The organism is Micrococcaceae bacterium Sec5.8 (assembly GCA_039636775.1).
GTDB lineage: Bacteria > Actinomycetota > Actinomycetes > Actinomycetales > Micrococcaceae > Arthrobacter.
Genome location: CP143429.1, coordinates 3,286,996 through 3,304,631, shown reverse-complemented (window position 1 = coordinate 3,304,631; position 17,636 = coordinate 3,286,996). Strand labels below are relative to the sequence as shown.

At 66.6% G+C, this 17,636-nt stretch carries 17 protein-coding genes; 13 read left to right on the top strand and 4 right to left on the bottom strand.

The genetic code is table 11. The features are described 5' to 3' along the window. Nucleotides 1–308 precede the first annotated feature (308 nt). The 7 genes from topA (at nt 309) to VUN84_15130 (ending at nt 8,089) form a co-directional block, all read left to right on the top strand. Entirely contained in the window at nt 309–3,038 is a 2,730-nt protein-coding gene (topA, locus tag VUN84_15160) for a type I DNA topoisomerase (protein ID XAS63617.1), read from the top strand. 51 nt (nt 3,039–3,089) lie between these two features. After that, a complete protein-coding gene (locus tag VUN84_15155; GenBank protein XAS63616.1) occupies nt 3,090–3,539 on the top strand; it encodes an SseB family protein in 450 nt (149 codons plus the stop codon). Between the two features lie 63 nt (nt 3,540–3,602). Then, entirely contained in the window at nt 3,603–4,634 is a 1,032-nt protein-coding gene (locus VUN84_15150; GenBank protein ID XAS63615.1) for a Ppx/GppA phosphatase family protein, read from the top strand. A 23-nt stretch (nt 4,635–4,657) separates the two neighbouring features. Then, complete coding sequence (locus VUN84_15145) at nt 4,658–5,014, top strand: YciI family protein (GenBank protein ID XAS63614.1); 357 nt, start codon at nt 4,658–4,660, stop codon at nt 5,012–5,014. 12 nt (nt 5,015–5,026) lie between these two features. Further along, nucleotides 5,027–6,400, top strand: a complete 1,374-nt coding sequence (locus VUN84_15140) for an RNA polymerase sigma factor (protein ID XAS63613.1) — start codon at nt 5,027–5,029, stop codon at nt 6,398–6,400. A 202-nt stretch (nt 6,401–6,602) separates the two neighbouring features. Then, nucleotides 6,603–7,436, top strand: a complete 834-nt coding sequence (proC, locus tag VUN84_15135; protein ID XAS63612.1) for a pyrroline-5-carboxylate reductase — start codon at nt 6,603–6,605, stop codon at nt 7,434–7,436. Nucleotides 7,437–7,504: 68 nt separating this feature from the next. Then, a complete protein-coding gene (locus tag VUN84_15130; protein ID XAS63611.1) occupies nt 7,505–8,089 on the top strand; it encodes an HhH-GPD-type base excision DNA repair protein in 585 nt (194 codons plus the stop codon). 86 nt (nt 8,090–8,175) lie between these two features. Here VUN84_15130 and VUN84_15125 read toward each other — a convergent pair whose 3' ends face one another. Both VUN84_15125 and VUN84_15120 read right to left on the bottom strand, forming a co-directional pair. Next, nucleotides 8,176–8,862 carry a TrkA family potassium uptake protein gene (locus VUN84_15125; protein XAS63610.1) on the bottom strand — a complete coding sequence of 229 codons (687 nt, stop codon included), beginning with the start codon at nt 8,860–8,862 and terminating at the stop codon, nt 8,176–8,178. Further along, nucleotides 8,855–10,288, bottom strand: coding sequence for a potassium transporter TrkG (locus VUN84_15120; GenBank protein XAS63609.1), 1,434 nt, complete (start codon nt 10,286–10,288; stop codon nt 8,855–8,857). Before VUN84_15120 ends, VUN84_15125 begins: the two co-directional genes overlap by 8 nt. A 104-nt stretch (nt 10,289–10,392) precedes the next feature. On the opposite strand from VUN84_15120, the gene VUN84_15115 reads away from it, so the two are divergent. Further along, nucleotides 10,393–11,616 (top strand): acetoin utilization protein AcuC, encoded by a 1,224-nt coding sequence (locus VUN84_15115; GenBank protein ID XAS63608.1) that lies wholly within the window; start codon nt 10,393–10,395, stop codon nt 11,614–11,616. Between the two features lie 90 nt (nt 11,617–11,706). Continuing rightward, nucleotides 11,707–12,327 (top strand): metalloregulator ArsR/SmtB family transcription factor, encoded by a 621-nt coding sequence (locus tag VUN84_15110; GenBank protein XAS63607.1) that lies wholly within the window; start codon nt 11,707–11,709, stop codon nt 12,325–12,327. 80 nt (nt 12,328–12,407) lie between these two features. Here VUN84_15110 and VUN84_15105 read toward each other — a convergent pair whose 3' ends face one another. Continuing rightward, entirely contained in the window at nt 12,408–13,736 is a 1,329-nt protein-coding gene (locus VUN84_15105) for an alpha-hydroxy acid oxidase (GenBank protein ID XAS63606.1), read from the bottom strand. Between the two features lie 114 nt (nt 13,737–13,850). On the opposite strand from VUN84_15105, the gene VUN84_15100 reads away from it, so the two are divergent. The 4 genes from VUN84_15100 to VUN84_15085 all read left to right on the top strand — a co-directional run bounded on the left by VUN84_15100 (nt 13,851) and on the right by VUN84_15085 (nt 16,634). After that, a complete protein-coding gene (locus VUN84_15100) occupies nt 13,851–14,540 on the top strand; it encodes an FCD domain-containing protein (GenBank protein XAS63605.1) in 690 nt (229 codons plus the stop codon). Between the two features lie 289 nt (nt 14,541–14,829). After that, on the top strand, nt 14,830–15,942 hold the full coding sequence (locus tag VUN84_15095; protein ID XAS63604.1) for a 3-deoxy-7-phosphoheptulonate synthase: 1,113 nt from the start codon (nt 14,830–14,832) through the stop codon (nt 15,940–15,942). A 182-nt stretch (nt 15,943–16,124) separates the two neighbouring features. After that, on the top strand, nt 16,125–16,337 hold the full coding sequence (locus tag VUN84_15090; GenBank protein ID XAS63603.1) for a helix-turn-helix domain-containing protein: 213 nt from the start codon (nt 16,125–16,127) through the stop codon (nt 16,335–16,337). Nucleotides 16,338–16,535: 198 nt separating this feature from the next. After that, the gene (locus VUN84_15085) at nt 16,536–16,634 is read left to right on the top strand and encodes an AURKAIP1/COX24 domain-containing protein (protein XAS63602.1); all 99 of its coding nucleotides are present in this window, start codon (nt 16,536–16,538) and stop codon (nt 16,632–16,634) included. Between the two features lie 126 nt (nt 16,635–16,760). Here the strand turns inward: VUN84_15085 and VUN84_15080 are convergent, their stop codons facing one another. Further along, nucleotides 16,761–17,579, bottom strand: a complete 819-nt coding sequence (locus tag VUN84_15080) for an HAD-IB family hydrolase (GenBank protein ID XAS63601.1) — start codon at nt 17,577–17,579, stop codon at nt 16,761–16,763. Between the last annotated feature and the right edge of the window lie 57 nt (nt 17,580–17,636).

Here is a 17,636-nt window from a genome sequence, read left to right as displayed (position 1 = left end):
TAAACCGGCTGCCTACATGGGCGGTCCGTCGTTTGGGTGCCCGGCCGTTAGGGTCGGGCGCCCGACTGGGAGCTGGCCTGCCCGCTCAGCACGGCGGTCCTGCAGGCCACAGGCATACAGGCAGCGGGGGCGTCGTGGTGACGGCTCCAGCGGCGTCCGCCACCGGCAGGGCACCCGGTTCGGCACCGTGCCCTGAGGGCGGGCCAGCACCACGATTTCGGGCCCGAATGCGCGGGATTCTGCAAAATATGGTGAACTAGGCGGGTATGGGCGCATCTGCCCGAGCAACCATTTTCTGTAGGAGCACCGTGCCAAGCAAGGCCAAAACCGGTAAGAAACTCGTGATCGTGGAGTCTCCCGCCAAGAGCAAGACCATCGCCAAGTACCTCGGCGAGGGGTTCATTGTGGAGGCCTCCATTGGTCACATCCGGGACCTCCCGCAGCCCTCGGAACTGCCGGTGGAACTGAAGAAGACGTCGGTGGGCAAGTTCGCCGTCGACATCGACAACGACTTCAAGCCCTACTATGTGGTGTCCCCGGACAAGAAGAAAAAGGTGGCCGAGCTCAAGGCCCAGCTCAAGGACGCCGACGCCCTGTATCTCGCAACCGATGGGGACCGCGAGGGCGAGGCCATCGCGTGGCACCTGCTCGAAGTGCTCAAGCCCAAAGTGCCGGTGTACCGGATGACCTTCGGGGAAATCACCAAGGAAGCCATCCACCGCGCGATGGATAACCTGCGCGATGTGGACCAGGACCTCGTGGACGCGCAGGAGACCCGCCGTGTCCTGGACCGTCTGTACGGGTACGAGATCTCCCCGGTGCTGTGGCGCAAGGTGGCCCGCGGGCTCTCCGCCGGCCGGGTGCAGTCTGTGGTGACGCGCATGGTGGTGGACCGCGAGCGAGAGCGGATGGCATTCAATGCTGCCTCCTACTGGGACCTGACCGGCCAGTTCGCTGCCGGGTCCGGCTCCTTCAAAGCCAAGCTGGCCATGGTCGACGGCGCCAAGGTCGCCAGCGGCCGTGACTTCAACGACAACGGCCAGCTCACGTCACGCAACGCCGTGCACCTCAATGAGGACCTCGCCACCTCGCTCGCCGCGGGCCTGCAGGACGCGGAATTCCAGGTCCGATCAGTCGACACCAAGCCGTACACCCGCCGGCCGGCAGCCCCGTTCACCACCTCCACCCTGCAGCAGGAGGCCGGCCGCAAACTGCGCTTCTCTTCCAAGAGCACCATGCAGGTGGCCCAGCGGCTGTACGAAAACGGTTACATCACCTATATGCGTACGGACTCCTCGGCGTTGAGCAATGAGGCTGTCACGGCCGCGAGGCGCCAGGCCTCCGAGTTGTACGGCCCCGAGTACGTCCCCGCGTCCCCGCGCGTCTACAGCGGGAAGGCGGCCAACGCGCAGGAAGCCCACGAGGCCATCCGCCCCGCCGGTGACTCCTTCCGCACCCCGGCCCAGGTGGCCAAGCAGCTCTCGGGCGACGAGTTCCGCCTCTACGAACTCATTTGGAAGCGCACCGTCGCCTCCCAGATGGGCGACGCGAAGGGTTCCACGGCCACCATCCGCCTGGGCGCCCTCGCGACAGATGGCCGGGACGCCGAATTCTCCGCCTCCGGCACCGTCATCACCTTCCCCGGCTTCCTGGCCGCCTACGAGGAAGGCAAGGACGAAAGCCGGGGCGACGAGGATTCCGAGGAAGCCCGCCGGCTGCCCAACGTGGCCGCCGGCGACGCGCTCACCGCTTCGGAGATCGCCGCTATCGGCCACGAGACGTCCCCGCCGCCGCGCTTCACGGAAGCGTCGCTGACAGCTGAGCTGGAAAAGAAGGGCATCGGCCGCCCGTCCACCTATGCCTCCACGATTTCCACGATCCAGGACCGCGGCTACGTCCGGAAGCAGGGCTCCGCGCTGGTCCCGAGCTGGATCGCGTTCTCTGTGATCCGCCTGCTCGAACAGCACTTCCACGATTACGTCGACTACGAGTTCACCGCCGACATGGAGGCGGACCTCGACAAAATCGCCAACGGCCAGGCTGCCGGACCGGCGTGGCTCAAGCACTTCTACTTCGGCGAGGACGCCGATCCCGGCCTGCTGAGCATCGTCAACAACCTGGGCGAGATCGACGCCCGCGAGATTAACTCCATTCCCATCACCGACGGCATCACGTTGCGGGTTGGAAAGTTCGGCCCGTACCTGGAAAGCTCCATCCCCACTGTCGATCCGAAGACCGGCGAAGTGGTGGAGGCCGCCCGCGCCAACGTCCCGGAGGATTTGGCCCCGGATGAGCTTACGGCGGCCAAAGCGGTCGAGCTGATGGAAACCGCAGCCCCCGAGGAGCGCGTGCTCGGTGCGGATCCGCACACCAGTCACACGGTGGTGGCCAAGAACGGCCGCTACGGCGCTTACGTCACCGAGGTCATTCCGGAAATGACCGAGGAGCAGCTGGCCAACCAGCCGGTGGAGTACTACAAAAACGGCAAGCCCAAGCCGCCGAAAAAGCCTGTGAAGGCCAAGCCGCGCACGGGGTCATTGTTCGCCTCGATGAGTGTGGACACCATCACCCTGGACGAGGCCCTGCAGCTCATGAGCCTGCCCCGGGTGCTCGGCCAGGACGCCGAAGGGAACCCGATCACGGTCCAGAACGGCCGCTTCGGCCCCTACCTGAAAAAGGGCACGGACTCCCGGTCCATCGGTTCGGAAGAGGAAATCTTCACGATCACGCTCGAGCAGGCCCTGGAAATCTACTCCCAGCCCAAGCAGCGCGGCGCCCGTGCGGCGGTCCCGCCGCTGGCTGAATTCGGCCCGGATCCGGTGTCGGAGAAGAACATCGTGGTGAAGGAAGGCCGCTTCGGCCCGTACATCACCGACGGCGTCACCAACATCACCGTGCCGCGCTCCACCTCGCTGGAGGAGCTCACCCGGGAGCAGGCTGTGGAGCTTCTCGCAGAGAAGCGCGCCAAGGGCCCGGTCAAGCGCACACCGACGGCCCGGAAGGCCCCGGCGAAGAAGAAGGCGGCCGCCAGGAAGTAGCGTTCCGGCGCGGGGTTTGCGGACCCGGGCTCAACGTGATCGAGTAGGAACATGACTGAACAGCCCGATCACTTGGACCTCCAGCCGTTGAACGACCTCGAAGAGAAGCTGGCCCGGGGGGAGCAGCCGGATGCCGACCCGGTCGACGTCATCCTGGCTTTCCTCAACAACGAGGTCTACATCGTCAGCTCCGACGCGCTTGAGGGAGCCGATGCTCAGGTGGAACCGCTGGTGCTGGCCAACTCCGCCGGGAAGCCCGTCCTTGCCGTGTTCTCCCACCCGAGCCGCGTCACCGAGCAGTATCTGGCCGCCGCTCCCAACGTGCTTGGTACCCAGGGTGCGGCGATTCTGGGGAACCTCGGCGACGACCTCGGCATGGTGATCAACCCCGGAGCTGCTTTCGGCTTCGAGATCGACCCGGACGGTGTGGCCAACATCCGCCGCGATTTCAAGCCCGCCGAGGAGCCGGAAGAGGGCCCCGGGCAGGAAAGCCAGCTCTAGCCCGGAACACCGGACGCTGCCGGTCCGTTAGGCGGGCCGCGTCTCTGGGGGAATAATGGCCCTATGCGTCTAGGCGTCCTCGATATCGGCTCAAACACCGTCCATCTCCTGCTTGTGGACGCCCATCCCGGTGCTCGCCCGGTGCCGTTTGCCTCCCACAAGCGTCCGCTGTCACTCGTGCAGTACCTGCAGAGCGACGGCAGCATCAACGACGCAGGCCAGCATGAGTTGATCGAGTTCGTTCTTGAGGCCTGGGAATTCGCCGCCCGGCACAAAGCCGAGGACCTGCTGGCGTTCTGCACTTCAGCGATCCGCGAGGCCACCAACGGTGCGGCCGTGCTGGCCCGGGTCAAAGATGAGACCACGGTGACCCTTCGGGAACTGACCGGCAGCGAAGAGGCCTCGATGACGTTCTTTGCCGTCCGCCGCTGGTACGGCTGGGGTGCCGGGCCCATCCTGAACCTGGACATCGGCGGCGGTTCCTTCGAAATGGCCTACGGCGAGGACGAACTCCCGGAGCTCGCGACCTCCGTTCCGCTCGGCGCCAGCAGGCTCACGCGGGACTGGCTGCAGGACGACCCGCCGTCAGCGAAGAGCGTGAAGGATCTCCGCCGCTACATCAGGAGCACGCTCAAGCCAGTAGTGCGCGAGTTCGCGAAACTCCGCAAGGCAAACCACGTGGCCGGTACCTCCAAGACATTCCGCTCGCTGGCCCGCATTGCCGGGGCAGCGCCGAGCGGCGCCGGGCCCTACGTCAAGCGGGAACTGCATGCCATGGATCTGGGCCTGTGGGCCCAACGAATCTCCGCCATGGAGGTGGAGGACCGGTTGAACCTCCCCGGTGTTTCAGAGGCCCGCGCCCCCCAGCTTCTGGCAGGTGCGCTCGTGGCGGAAGCAGCCCTCGAAATGTTTGAGTTTCCCAGCATGGAAATTTGCCCGTGGGCCCTGCGCGAGGGTCTGATCCTCCGGCGACTGGATCAGCTGATCTTCGACGGCCCGCTGCAACCGGCCCCGCTCGTCGCCCAGGCCAGCGTCAGGGAGGCCGCAGACCAGCCCGCTGTCGATCCGGGCACACGCCGATCGTCTAATAGGTGAGAGGCCGGTAAGGGACCGGCCCTATGCCCAGGAGGACAGCACCATGGCACAATACCTGCTCAGCGTTTACCAGCCCGTCGGCCCCGGCCCCGGAAATCCTGGCACCCATCCTGCACGACCTCGAGGCGTTGAACCGCGACATGAAAGCGGCCGGGGCGTGGGTGTTCACCGCCGGGCTCCACCCGACGGACACCGCCACCGTGGTGCGGACCCAAGGCGCCGAGGTGCTGATCACCGATGGCCCTTTTGCCGAAGCGAAGGAACATCTCGGCGGGTTCACGGTCATTGACGCCCCGGACCTGGACGCCGCCCTGGGCTGGGCAGGCAGAATGGCGCGCGCCACCACCCTTCCGATCGAAGTCCGTCCCGTCCAGCACTAGGTGCCGCCGCTTATGGTCCGCAAGGCCGCGCCAGCTGTACCGGCCCCCGACGGCGTTCCGACGACGGACATCGAGAGGGTGTTCCGGCAGGAGTATGGTCGGGCGGTCGCCGTCCTGACCAGGGTCCTCGGTGACCTGGACGCCGCCGAGGACGCCGTCCAGGATGCCTTCACCGTCGCCGCGGCGCAGTGGCCCGCGGCGGGCCTGCCGCCAAGCCCGGCGGGCTGGATTCTCACCACAGCCAGGAACAAAGCGATTGATCGGTTACGCCGCGAGACCGGCCGGGAAGACAAACAACGCCAGGCTGCGGCGCTGCAGGCCGGCCGCTCCCCGGGCTCGCCGACGCCTGAAGAACACGTTCTCGCAGCTTTCGAAGGGGAGGCCCCCTGGGATGATGACCGGCTGCGGCTGATCTTCACCTGCTGCCATCCGGCCCTGGCCGCCAACGTCCAGGTGGCACTGACGCTGCGGTTGCTCGGTGGCCTCACGACGGCGGAAATCGCCCACGCCTTCCTGGTGCCCGAACCCACGATGGCCCAGCGTCTGGTGCGGGCCAAAGCAAAGATCCGGGACGCCGCGATTCCCTACCGGGTGCCGCGCGGCGCCGAACTCCCGCAGCGGCTGCCGCCGGTGCTCGCAGTCATCTACCTGATCTTCAACGAGGGCTACAGTTCCAGCTCCGGCGGGGCTCGGCTGCGGAAGGACCTCTGCCACGAGGCGGCCAGGCTGGGCCGAATGCTGGCAGCGCTCATGCCGGACGAACCCGAGGTGCAGGGACTGCTGGCCCTGATGCTGCTGACTGAGGCGCGGAGGCCGGCACGGGGAGCCGGCGGCATGCCCGTGCTGCTGGCGGATCAGGACCGCAGCCTGTGGGACCGTGCACTTCTTGCAGAAGGCCAGGAGTTGGTGCGCGCATGTCTGCGCCGGCACCAGCCCGGCCCCTATCAGCTCCAGGCGGCCATCAGCGCAGTCCACAGTGACGCTTTCGACGCCGCAGCGACGGACTGGCGCCAGGTCCTCCGGCTCTATGACCGCCTCCTGGACGCCGCACCGGGGCCGGTGGTGGCTCTCAACCGGGCGGTGGCGCTGGCTGAAGTGGACGGTCCCGAACCTGCCCTGGCCCTCGTCGACGCCCTCAAGCTGGACAGCTACTACCTGTTCCACGCCGTCCGGGCTGACTTCCTGCTTCGCCTGGGCCGTCGGGAGCAAGCCGCTGCGGCCTACACTGCTGCGCTGAACTTGGCCGGGAATGACGCCGACCGGATGTTCCTGGCAGCACGCCTGCGCACCATCGCACCGGATCCGGCTGCGCCCGGCCAGGATGCGCTGCACCGGCTGCCGGGCCGGTGGGGACGCGGGGGCGGGGATGGGGGGAGCGTCAGTTAACGGCGAAGGCACCGGCCGTCAGCTGCGGGAAAATGGGGGAAACCCGCTGCAGACGACCGGTGCCGGGCAGGCATCCGCATGCCTGCTGCATCACTCGCACCCTCAATGAGGTAATCCCTACACTAGGTCGGGAGTTTGTGAAGACGCTGACCTGAGGATGTGAGCTGGCTGTGAATCGGGCCGGACTGCCATGATGGGAGGCATGAGCAACCGAATTGCATTCCTGGGCTGTGGATCAATGAACGAGGCCATTCTTGGCGGACTGATCGCAGGGGGTGCGGACCCTGCTGACATCGTCGCCACGGTCCGCCGTGCAGAACGGGCAGACGAACTCGCCAAACGCCATCAGGGAATCACGGCCATCGCCGGCGCGGAAGAGCCGGAGAACAACAAGCAGGCCGCCACCGGCGCCGACGTCGTGATCCTGGGCGTCAAACCCCCGGGTATCACGGACCTGGCACGTGAGATCGCCGGTTCGCTGGCGCCGGGCACCATCGTCATCAGTGTCGCCGCCGCTGTTTCGCTGGCGCAACTCGAAGCGGCCCTGCCGGCCGGCCAGCCCGTCATCCGCACCATGCCCAACACGCCGGCGAAGCTGGGCCGCGGCGTCGTTTCCGTGTCCCCGGGCACACACTGTTCCCCGGCCCAACTGCAGCAGGCCAAGGACATCCTGGCCGCTGCCGGCACCGTGGTGGAGATTCCCGAGCACCAGGTCGACGCGCTGTCCGCAATCAGCGGCTCAGGCCCCGCCTACGCCTTTTACCTCGCTGAAGCCATGGCCGGCGCCGGCGTGGCCCTGGGGCTGGACCCCGAACTCTCGCTGCGGATTGCCCGCGAAACGGTCGCGGGGGCAGGCTTCATGCTGGCCGAACCGGGCGCGGACCCGGCTGCGCTGCGGAAGGCGGTCACCAGCCCCAACGGCACCACCGAACGCGCCATTGCCACCTTCGACTCGCGCGGGCTGCCCGCGATCATTGCCGAGGGTGCCCGCGCCGCCGCCGAACGCGCCGCGGAAATCACCAAGCAGCTCGGCTGACGGCAGGCGCGGCGCAACCCATGATGATACCCATGACGCAAACCGGACCGGGTGGCAGGATGGGATCCATGGAACTTCACATCACAGGGGATCCCGCGGCGGACAAACTCCTCAGCGACGACGCGTTTGCCCTACTCACCGGCATGCTGCTTGACCAACAGGTGACCATGGAATCGGCTTTTGCCGGTCCCGAGAAAATACGGACGCGCATCGGATCCATGGATCCGGCCGCGATCGCCGGTTACGATCCGCAAGAATTCGTGGAGGTGTTCAAAGAGCGGCCCGCCGTGCACCGGTTCCCCGGATCAATGGCCGGCCGCGTCCAATCCCTGGCTGAGACCGTGCACAACGACTGGAACGGCGACGCCACTGCCATCTGGACGCAGGGTACCCCTGACGGGACGGAAGTGCTGCGCCGGCTCAAGGCACTGCCGGGTTTTGGCGAGCAGAAGGCGAAGATCTTTCTGGCGCTGCTGGGGAAGAGATGCGGTCTCCAGGCCGAGGGCTGGCGCGAGGCCGCCGGCCACTACGGCCAGGAAAATGCTTTCCTGTCCGTCGCTGACATCGTGGATCCGGAGTCGCTGAGCAAGGTGCGGGCCAGTAAACAGGCGGCTAAAGCCGCTGCGAAGGCTGCGAAGACCGCCGGGCCCTGACCGAGCCGTAGCCGGGGCCGGATATCCCGCTTCCAGCGACTCCGCGTGGAGTCGCGGTGGGCGTCCAGAACGGGCCGGCCGGGCCGTTACGGCCGGGCGGCGAACCGCTCCAGCAGGTCCACATGGCCGGAAACGATGAGCATGTCCCGCGCCGAAACCTTTGTCTCCGGCCGGGCGTAGGTGAAGTCCTCGCCCGGGGACTTCACGCCCACAATTGTGACGCCGTACTTGGAGCGGACCTTGGACTCCTCGAGGGTGAAGCCGACGGTCTCGCGCGGCGGATACATCTTTACGATGGCGAAATCGTCGTCGAACTCGATGAAATCCAGCATGCGGCCGGAGACCAGGTGCGCGGCGCGGACACCGGCGTCGGCCTCGGGGTAGATCACGTGGTTGGCGCCGATCCGGGTGAGGATCTTGCCGTGCGAGGGGGTAATGGCCTTGACCCACAGGTGCTCGATGCCGAGGTCCACCAGGTTTACGGTAATCAGCACCGAGGACTCAATCGAGGTGCCCACCCCCACCACGGCGGAGCTGAATTCCTGGGCGCCGAGCTGGCGGAGGGCGTCGATGTTGGTGGCGTCGGCCTCAACGACGTGCGTCAGGACACCGGACCATTTCTGCACGAGATTCCGGTCGCGTTCGATCGCCAGCACTTCCCGGCCCTGTTTGACCAGCTGCTCTGCGGTGGAGGCGCCGAAACGGCCCAGCCCCACTACCAGCACGGGTGCGTTGTGGGCGGGGCGGTTGACGGCGCCTGAGGAACTAGCCAATGATCGGTCTCTCTTCCGGGTAGTGGAACAGCTGGCTGCGCTGGCGGAGGGCCAGGGCAGCAGCAAGGGTGACGGTCCCGACGCGCCCGGCAAACATGAGGGCGGTGAGGACGTAGACGCCGGACGGCGGAAGCTCGGCACTGAGGTTGGTGCTGAGGCCCACCGTGGCGAACGCGGAAATGGTCTCGAAAAGCACCCGGTCCAGAGTCGCGTTGCTGATGTGGAGCAGCAGCATCGCCGACACCGCCACCAGCGTGGCCCCGGCGACGATGACCGAGATGGCCACCCGCATGGTTCCCTGCGGGATGGTGCGGCCATAGACTTTCACATCGGAATCACCGCGGGCCTCGGCGATGATAGCCAGGAACATCACGGCGATGGTGGTCACTTTAATGCCGCCGGCCGTCGACGCCGAGCCGCCGCCGGCAAACATGAGGGCGTCGGTGAGCAGCATGGTGGTGGAGTCCATGTGGTTCTGGTCCACCAGGTTGAAGCCGCCGGACCGGGTCATCACGGACGCGAAGAGCGAATGAATGACTTTATCTGCCGTGTTCATCCCGCCAATGGTTCTCAGGTTGTCCCACTCCATCAGCCCCCACAGCAGGGTGCCGGCGACCAGGAGGATCAAAGAGACCTGGATGGTCAACTTGGTGTGCAGATTCCATTTCTTCCAGTTGAGGCCGTTCTGCTGAAGGACCATCACCACGGGGAAGCCCAGGCTGCCGAGGAAGACGCCAAGCATCAGCGGCACGAGGATCCACAGGTCCGTCTCGTAGGGCACGATGCCGTCCGAGTGCGGGGTGAAACCGGCGTTGTTAAACGCCGAAATCGCGTAAAAGACACCGTGCCAGACAGACTGGCCGAGGCTTTCGCCCAGGCTCAGGAACCGGGGGACCAGCGCCAGGGCCAAGGCGGCCTCAATCGCTACGGAGGTCACGATAACGATCCGCAGCAAGGTGCCGACCTCGCCGAGGCGGCCGGCGCTGTTCATGGCCTCCTGCGCGATGAGCTTGCCGCGGACGCCGAGCTTCTTACTGACCATGAGGGCCAGCAGCGAGGCCAGCGTCAGAGTGCCCAGGCCGCCCACAAAGATGCCGACCAGAATCACAAGCTGGCCGAAGAAGGACCAGTGCGCAGCGGTGGACACCACCGTCAGGCCGGTGACACAGACGGCGGACACGGCGGTGAACATGGCCTGGTGCAACGGGGTAGCATCCCCGGTCGCAGAGGAGACCGGCAGGGACAGCAGCGTGGTGAAAATCAGGATCACCACGCCGAAGGCGGATAGTGCCAGCCGTGCCGGGGAGGTATTGGCGATGTTGTCGATGAAGTCGCGGACGCGTGTGAAGATCCACAGGCCGTCCCGCTCCGGAGTCCCGGGGTGCCAGTTGGCCGGGTTCTTGGACCTCGACTGGCTCTGCGTCATGTGTGGGCTTATCCTCGCTTGAAACTGCTTCCTTCAGTAGTAAACCACTAAACCCCGCGCAATGACGGGGGAGCAGGGCCCCACGCTCAGGTAGCCTGTGATTGATGACATATCTGCCGGGCCTCGCACAGTCCGCACTGCCAACGACGGTGGTGTGGGATCCTGCCATGACAGCCTACAACTTTGGCCATAGCCACCCGATGGCCCCGGAGCGGATGGAACTCACCGCCAAGCTCGCCGGCAGCCTTGGCCTGCTGGACCTGGACCACGTCACCGTCTCGGCCCCGGAGGTGGCCAGCGATGCGGAGCTGAGTACCGTCCACAGCCCCGAGTTCGTCGCTGCCGTGCGGCGCGTGAGTGCGGATCCCGACACCCCGGATGTGGAACGCGGGCTCGGCACCGAGGATGATCCGGCCTTCGCCGGCATGCACGAGGCCAGTGCCCGGCTGGCCGGTGCCTCCCTCCTGGCCGCCGCTGCCATTCTGGACGGCAGCGCCGTCCGGGCCGTGAATTTCGGCGGGGGCATGCACCATGCGGCCCGCGACCGGGCAAGCGGTTTCTGCATCTACAACGACGCGGCCCTCGCGATCCAGCGGCTGCTCGACGGCGGCACGCAACGCGTTGTCTACATCGATATCGACGCCCACCACGGCGACGGCACGCAAAGTATCTTTTGGGATGATCCGCGCGTCCTCACGATTTCTCTGCACGAGACGGGACTGACACTGTTCCCCGGCACGGGCTTCGCCAATGAGATCGGCGGACCCAACGCCCAGGGCAGTGCTGTGAACGTCGCACTTCCGGCCGGCACCGGCGACGGCGGCTGGCTCCGGGCTTTCCACGCCGTCGTGCCGCAGCTCGTGGGCGCCTTCGAACCGGAAGTCATCGTGAGCCAGCACGGCTGCGACTCCCACCGGCTGGACCCGCTCACCCACCTTAATATCAGTGTCGACGGCCAGCGTGAAGCCGCCACGGCGATCGGCAACCTCGCCGCCCGCTACTGTGACAACCGCTGGATCTCCACCGGCGGCGGGGGCTACAACGTCATCACCGTGGTGCCCCGCGCCTGGAGCCACCTGATCGCCATTGCGGCCGGGCGCCCCGTCCCGCTGCGGACCCCCGTGCCGGAGGACTGGCGCAGCTATGTAAAGGAAAAATACGGGGCCAAATACGGTGTTGCTGCTCCGGAGATGATGGGCGACGACGTCGATCTCTGGTGGCGCTCCTGGGAGGTCGGATTCGACCCCAATGACGACGTGGACCGGACAGTCATGGCCACCCGCAAGGAAGTGTTCCCGCTCTACGGGCTGGACCCCTGGTTCGACTGATGCCCGGGTTTTCCGGCGCCGGGCTCCGGCCCGGCCGCGGACCCCAACTGGCGGATGCCATCCGGCGTATATGTCGCTAATGTGGAGGGCATGGTGACAGACGACGTATTTGCCGTCATTGCTGAGGCAACGCGGCGTGACATTCTGGTCTCCCTCCGCGGAGGGGACAAAGCGGTGGGGGAACTGGTCCAAGAGCTCGAGGCGAGCCAGCCCACCATCTCCAAGCACCTGAAAGTGCTCCGCGAAGCGGACCTCGTGAGTATGCGCGCCCAGGGCCAGAAGCGCTACTACACCCTCAACCCCAAGCCGCTCGCCGGGATTGTCAGCTGGCTGGAGACGTTCGACGTCGGCGCCGCCTCGGTAGCCGCCGCAACCGCCGCCGAACCGTCACCAGCGCGGATACCGGAACCCCGGCTCCAGCCGGTTCCGGGAGCCCCGGCTGCAGCCGCCGGCACGGCAGCAACCGGCACGGCACCTACCAGCCCTGCACCTACCAGCCCTGCACCTACCAGTACAGCCCCTGCACCTCAGCCTGCCGCCGCCCTTGCCGGCCGCCCCGCCGGGAGCCCGCTGAGCCCCGCCGTCGTGCTTCCGGTCGGCACGGCGGGCGAGGACAGAATGCCGCAGCAGATTGGCCGGACCGTCGGCCGGGCCGCGACCAGGGCCGCCGATCTGTTGGCGAATCTGCCGAAATTCGGCCGCAAAAAGTAGCCCGGCCCCACCGAGTGTGCACTTAGCGGCAATGTTGCGGCGAAACATTGCCGCGAAGTGCACATTCGCGGACTGGCGCGCTACTTTTTGAGCAACCGCACGTGGTCGGGGGTCAGATCCGCAATCCGGCTGACGCCCAGCAGGGCCATGGTGCGGAGCATATCCGTTTCCAGGATCCCGATGGCGCGGTCCACGCCCGCCCGTCCGCCGGCCATCAGCCCGTAGAGGTACGCTCGGCCGATCATCGTAAAGTCCGCGCCCAGGGCCAGTGCGGCGATGATGTCCGCGCCGCTCATAATGCCGGTGTCCAGGATGATCGCCGCGTCGCTGTTGTCTGCCTTGAGGGCCGCGGAGACATCCGGGAGCAGGTGGAACGGGATCGGGGCGCGGTCCAGTTGGCGGCCGCCGTGGTTGGAAAGGACCACGCCGTCCGCGCCGTGGTCCACAACTTTGCGGGCATCCTCAACGGTCTGGATGCCCTTCACAACGAGCTTGCCCTTCCAGGTCTCGCGCAGCCAGTCCAGGTCCTCGAACGTCAGGGTCGGATCGAACATGGAGTTGATGAGGTCCGCCACGGTCCCGGTGTAGCGCGAGAGCGAGGCGAACGTGAGGGGTTCGTGGGTGAGGAAGTTAAACCACCACGCGGGCCGGTAGGAGGCGTCCAGAACCGTCTTGAGCGTCAGGGCCGGGGGAATGGTCATGCCGTTGCGGACGTCTCGAAGCCGGGCTCCGGCGACGGCGGTGTCGACGGTGACCATGAGGGTGTCGTTGCCCGCTTTGGCCGCGCGTTCAATCAGCTCCAGCGAGCGGTCCCGGTCCGTCCACAGGTAGAGCTGGAACCAGTTCCGGCCATCCGGCGCGGCCGCGGCGACGTCCTCGATGGAGGCTGTGCCCATCGTGGAAAGCGTGTACGGGATGCCGGCGGCGGCCGCCGCCTGGGACCCGGCGTACTCACCCTCGGACTGCATCATCCGGGTGAAGCCCGTTGGGGCGATGCCTACCGGCAGCCGGGAGGGCTTGCCAAGGATTTGCGTGCCCAGGTCTACCCGGGAGACGTCGCGCAGGATGCCCGGGCGGAACTCGATGTCCAGGAACGCCTGGCGTGCGCGGTGCAGGGTGATCTCGGCTTCGGCCGCACCGTCGGTGTAGTCGAACGGTGCCTGCGGGGTCCGGCGCTTGGCCATGTCGCGGAGATCCCAGATGGTGCTGGCCTGGCGCAGCCTGGCGGCCCGGCTGAACTCGGGCTTCTTGAACTGCATCAACGGGGCGAGGTCCGAGTACTTGGGCACCCGGCGTTTGAGGGCCGCTGGAACAATTCCCGCCATGGCCGCGGCGGGCCTGCTGCCTGCCCCCGTGCCCTGCGGCTGCGTGGGGGCCTCGGGGTTGCCGGGTTCGATGGTCTGCGTCATTGCTGCCTCCGGGAAGTGGTTCGGGTTCCGGGATACGCGGCTGAAGATCATATCCGGATGTGGTCCAACCACAGTCTAGGCCTGTGGTCCAACCACATCAAGTATCATTGAGGCATGCGCACCCACCAGCTTGTCCTGCAGTGGATAGAGGGCCAGCTCTCCAGCGGCCTGCTGGTCTTGGGGGGCCGGCTCCCGGCCGAACGCACCCTGGCCGAGCAGCTGCAGGTTTCCCGGACGTCTGTCCGCGAGGCCATCCGGGTCCTCGAAGCCATGGGTGTGCTCCGGGCCGGGGTGGGGTCGGGTCCGGAGGCGGGGACGGTGGTGATCGCCGACCCGACGGCGGCGCTTGGCTCCGCACTTCGGCTGCACGTCGCCACCTCGCATCTGCCCGTCAAAGACATCGTGGAAACCCGCGTGCTGCTCGAATCCTGGGCGGCGTCCCGGGCCAGCCCGGAATCGCCGGCGCTCGGCGAGGCGGCCCGGCTGTTGGAGCAGATGGAGAGCTGCGCCGGGACGGAGGCATTCCTGGCCCTCGATGTCCGCTTCCACGTCGCGCTGGCTGACGCTGCGGGCAACGCCGTGGTCAGTGCCATGATGGGTTCCCTCCGCGAGGCCATCCAGGATTACGCCGGCAGGCTGACCGGCAACCTTCCGGACTGGGACGCCACCGCGGCCCGGCTTCGCGCCGAACACCGGCGCATCCTCGCGGCCATCACCGGCGGTGACGGCGGGCGCGCAGCACAGCTCGTCGCGGACCACATCAAGGGCTATTACGCAGAGGCCGGCGTGGGCCCTGCCGCCTGACCGAACGCCTTCGGGGCGGCTGATCCGCCGCCTGTCACCCACCGGGCCTCCAACCCGGGACAGAATTGTTACGCTCCGGATTTTGCCGGGCCGGTAGCCGCCGGACTAACCTCGGACCATGACTAACCGTTGGTATGCGTATTGTTCGTTGGCTCTGGAGGGGCCCGCGTCTAACTGACACGCATCCAACCTTCCATCAGAGCCAACAGGGCAGAGATCACTCTCTGCCCTGCGCCATTTCCCCGGCGGGTTCTGATCAGGGCCCGCTGCCATCCGGAACAGGACCCCCATGAGCATCGACACAGCCCCCGAACCCCGGCAGTCCACATCGAACCTGCGCATCAGCGAGTTCACGCCGCTGCCCACCCCCGGCGAGCTCGCCGTGGACCTGCCGCTGGACACCGGTCAGGCCGAGGTGGTGGCCCGGGGCCGGGACGAGGTCCGCGCCATCATGAACGGTGTCGATGACCGCCTGCTCGTGATAGTCGGCCCCTGTTCGATTCACGATCCCAAGGCAGGGCTGGAATATGCGGGGCGGCTAATCAGCCAGGCCGAGAAGCACAGGGAAGACCTGCTGATCGTGATGCGGGCCTACTTCGAGAAGCCCCGCACCACCGTGGGCTGGAAAGGCCTGATCAACGACCCGCATCTGGACGGCAGCCACGACATTGCCGCCGGCCTGCGCGCTGCGCGCAGCTTCCTGCGGCAGGTCACCGCCTTGGGGCTACCCGCCGGCATGGAGTTCCTGGAGCCCGTCAGCCCGCAGTACCTGGCGGACCTCGTGTCCTGGGGAGCCATCGGCGCCCGCACGACGGAAAGCCAGATTCACCGCCAGCTGGCCTCCGGCCTCTCCATGCCGGTTGGCTTCAAGAACGGGACCGACGGTGGCCTGCAAATCGCGCTCGACGCGTGCAGCGCCGCCGGGGCTCCCCAAGCATTCCTGGGAATCGACGGGGAGGGCAGGGCCGCGCTGGTCTCAACCGCCGGGAACCCCGACACCCACATCATCCTTCGCGGCGGACGCGTCGGCCCCAACTTCTCCGCCGCCGATGTCCAGGCCGCCGCCGCCAAGCTCGGCGCCCACCGGCTGAACCCGCGGCTGATCGTTGATGCAAGCCACGCCAACAGCGGCAAGAACCACCACCGCCAGGCAGAAGTTGCCCTCGAAATCGGTGCCCAGCTGGAGGCCGGCAGCACCTCGGCGGGAGCCATCGCCGGCGTCATGCTGGAAAGCTTTCTCCTGGGCGGTGCCCAGAACCTGGACGTCGCGGAGCACGGCGCCGGAACCTCCGGCCTTGTCTACGGCCAGAGCGTTACGGATGCCTGCATGGACTGGGACGTCACAGCCTCCGTTCTGGACCAGCTGGCGGGGTCCGCGCGCATCCGCCGAACCCGGGGTTAGTCCCCAATCAAGCCTGGCGAAGCGGAACTCAGCGGCCTGTTCCGGACACTCCCGGGTATCTCTTTCACATTGGCATCATGAGCCCCTAGAGTGTGAGCACATGGTTGTTTGATGACTCAGCATCGGCACACCGCCATGTCGTTCAGATGAGGCTGCCGCTCGCTTGAGTAAAGGAATAAGGAATGTCTCCGGAGGCTAATTTCTCCAATGCGCGCTTCTTGACCGTGGCTGAAGTCGCGGACGTTATGCGCGTGTCAAAAATGACCGTGTACCGTCTGGTCCACTCGGGCGAGATGCCGGCGGTCCGTTTCGGGCGCTCTTACCGGGTTCCGGAAGCCGCCGTCGAGCAGTATCTCCGGGGGGCTGTTGTGGACGGGCGCACGGAAACAGCCTGATTCGCGGCTTTCCCCCGTCCGCATCGCAGGATTGAGGCTCCCGCCCCGGCCCGCGGTCGTGGTGTGGCCCCGAGAGGCGGTACCCTGTTAAGGAACGTTTTACGTCATTGTAAGAACCTGTCCGTTGTACCGTCTGCTGCTTAGCCCGCGGACACTTTCCAACAGGCAGGTACTGCATCTAGCCGGTAAGGAACTTTCGTGGGTTCAGTTATTAAGAAGCGTCGCAAGCGTATGGCCAAGAAGAAGCACCGCAAGCTGCTTCGCAAGACGCGCCACCAGCGTCGCAATAAGAAGTAGAGATACTTCGCAGCACGTAAATGCCCGTTGCCTTTCCGGCGGCGGGCATTTTCTTTGCCGTTTTCGTGCCGGCACCGCACACGGCGGGATGGCTCACGCGGTCAGTGCGAGGTTTGGCGACGAGGCTCAGGCCGTGGGGCCGCGGAAGCGGGAGAAGCCCCGCCAGAGGCCGTAGACGGCACCGCCGACCGTCGCGGCTTTGAGACCCAGGGTGGCCGCGCGCCGTCCGGAGCGGAAGTCGTAAACCGGCCAGTTATGCTCACGGGCATGGCGTCGGAGCCGGGCGTCGGGATTGATGGCCACCGGATGCCCCACCATGCTCAACAGCGGAACGTCGTTGTGCGAATCGCTGTACGCCCAGCACCGCGCCAGGTCCAGCCCCTCAGCCTCGGCGACGGCGGCAACGGCCACAGCTTTGGCGGGGCCATGCAGGATCTCGCCCACCAGCCGTCCCGTGTACGACCCGTCCAGAACCTCCCCCACCGTGCCGAGGGCGCCGGTGAGTCCCAGCCTCGTGGAAATGACCCTGGCCACCTCGATCGGAGTGGCAGTCACGAGCCAGACCTTCCGGCCCACGCGCAGGTGCTGCTCGGCCAGCGCCTTGGCCCCAGGCCAGATGCGGGACTCAATCATCTCGTCATAGACTTCTTCGCCGAGTGCCTCGATGTCCGCAACTGTTATGCCGGACGCGAGCACGAGGGCCGCGTCGCGGACCGCATGGACATCATCCATGTTCTCGCCGCGCAGTATGAACATGAGCTGTTTCCAGGCGAAGCCTGCTGCCTGAGGAATGGTGAACGCGCCGCGCTGGTGCATTTTGCGGGCTACATGGAACAGGCTGGCCCCCCGCATGAGGGTGTTGTCGACGTCGAAGAACGCGGCCTCGCCGTGCTGCTGTGCCGCCGCGGGTTTTGTGACCACGGCGGCGTACTTCTCTTCGGACATGCCACGAGTCTAGTCAACACCGGAGCCGGTCCCGTCTTCCTGGTCCGCGGGGCGGCT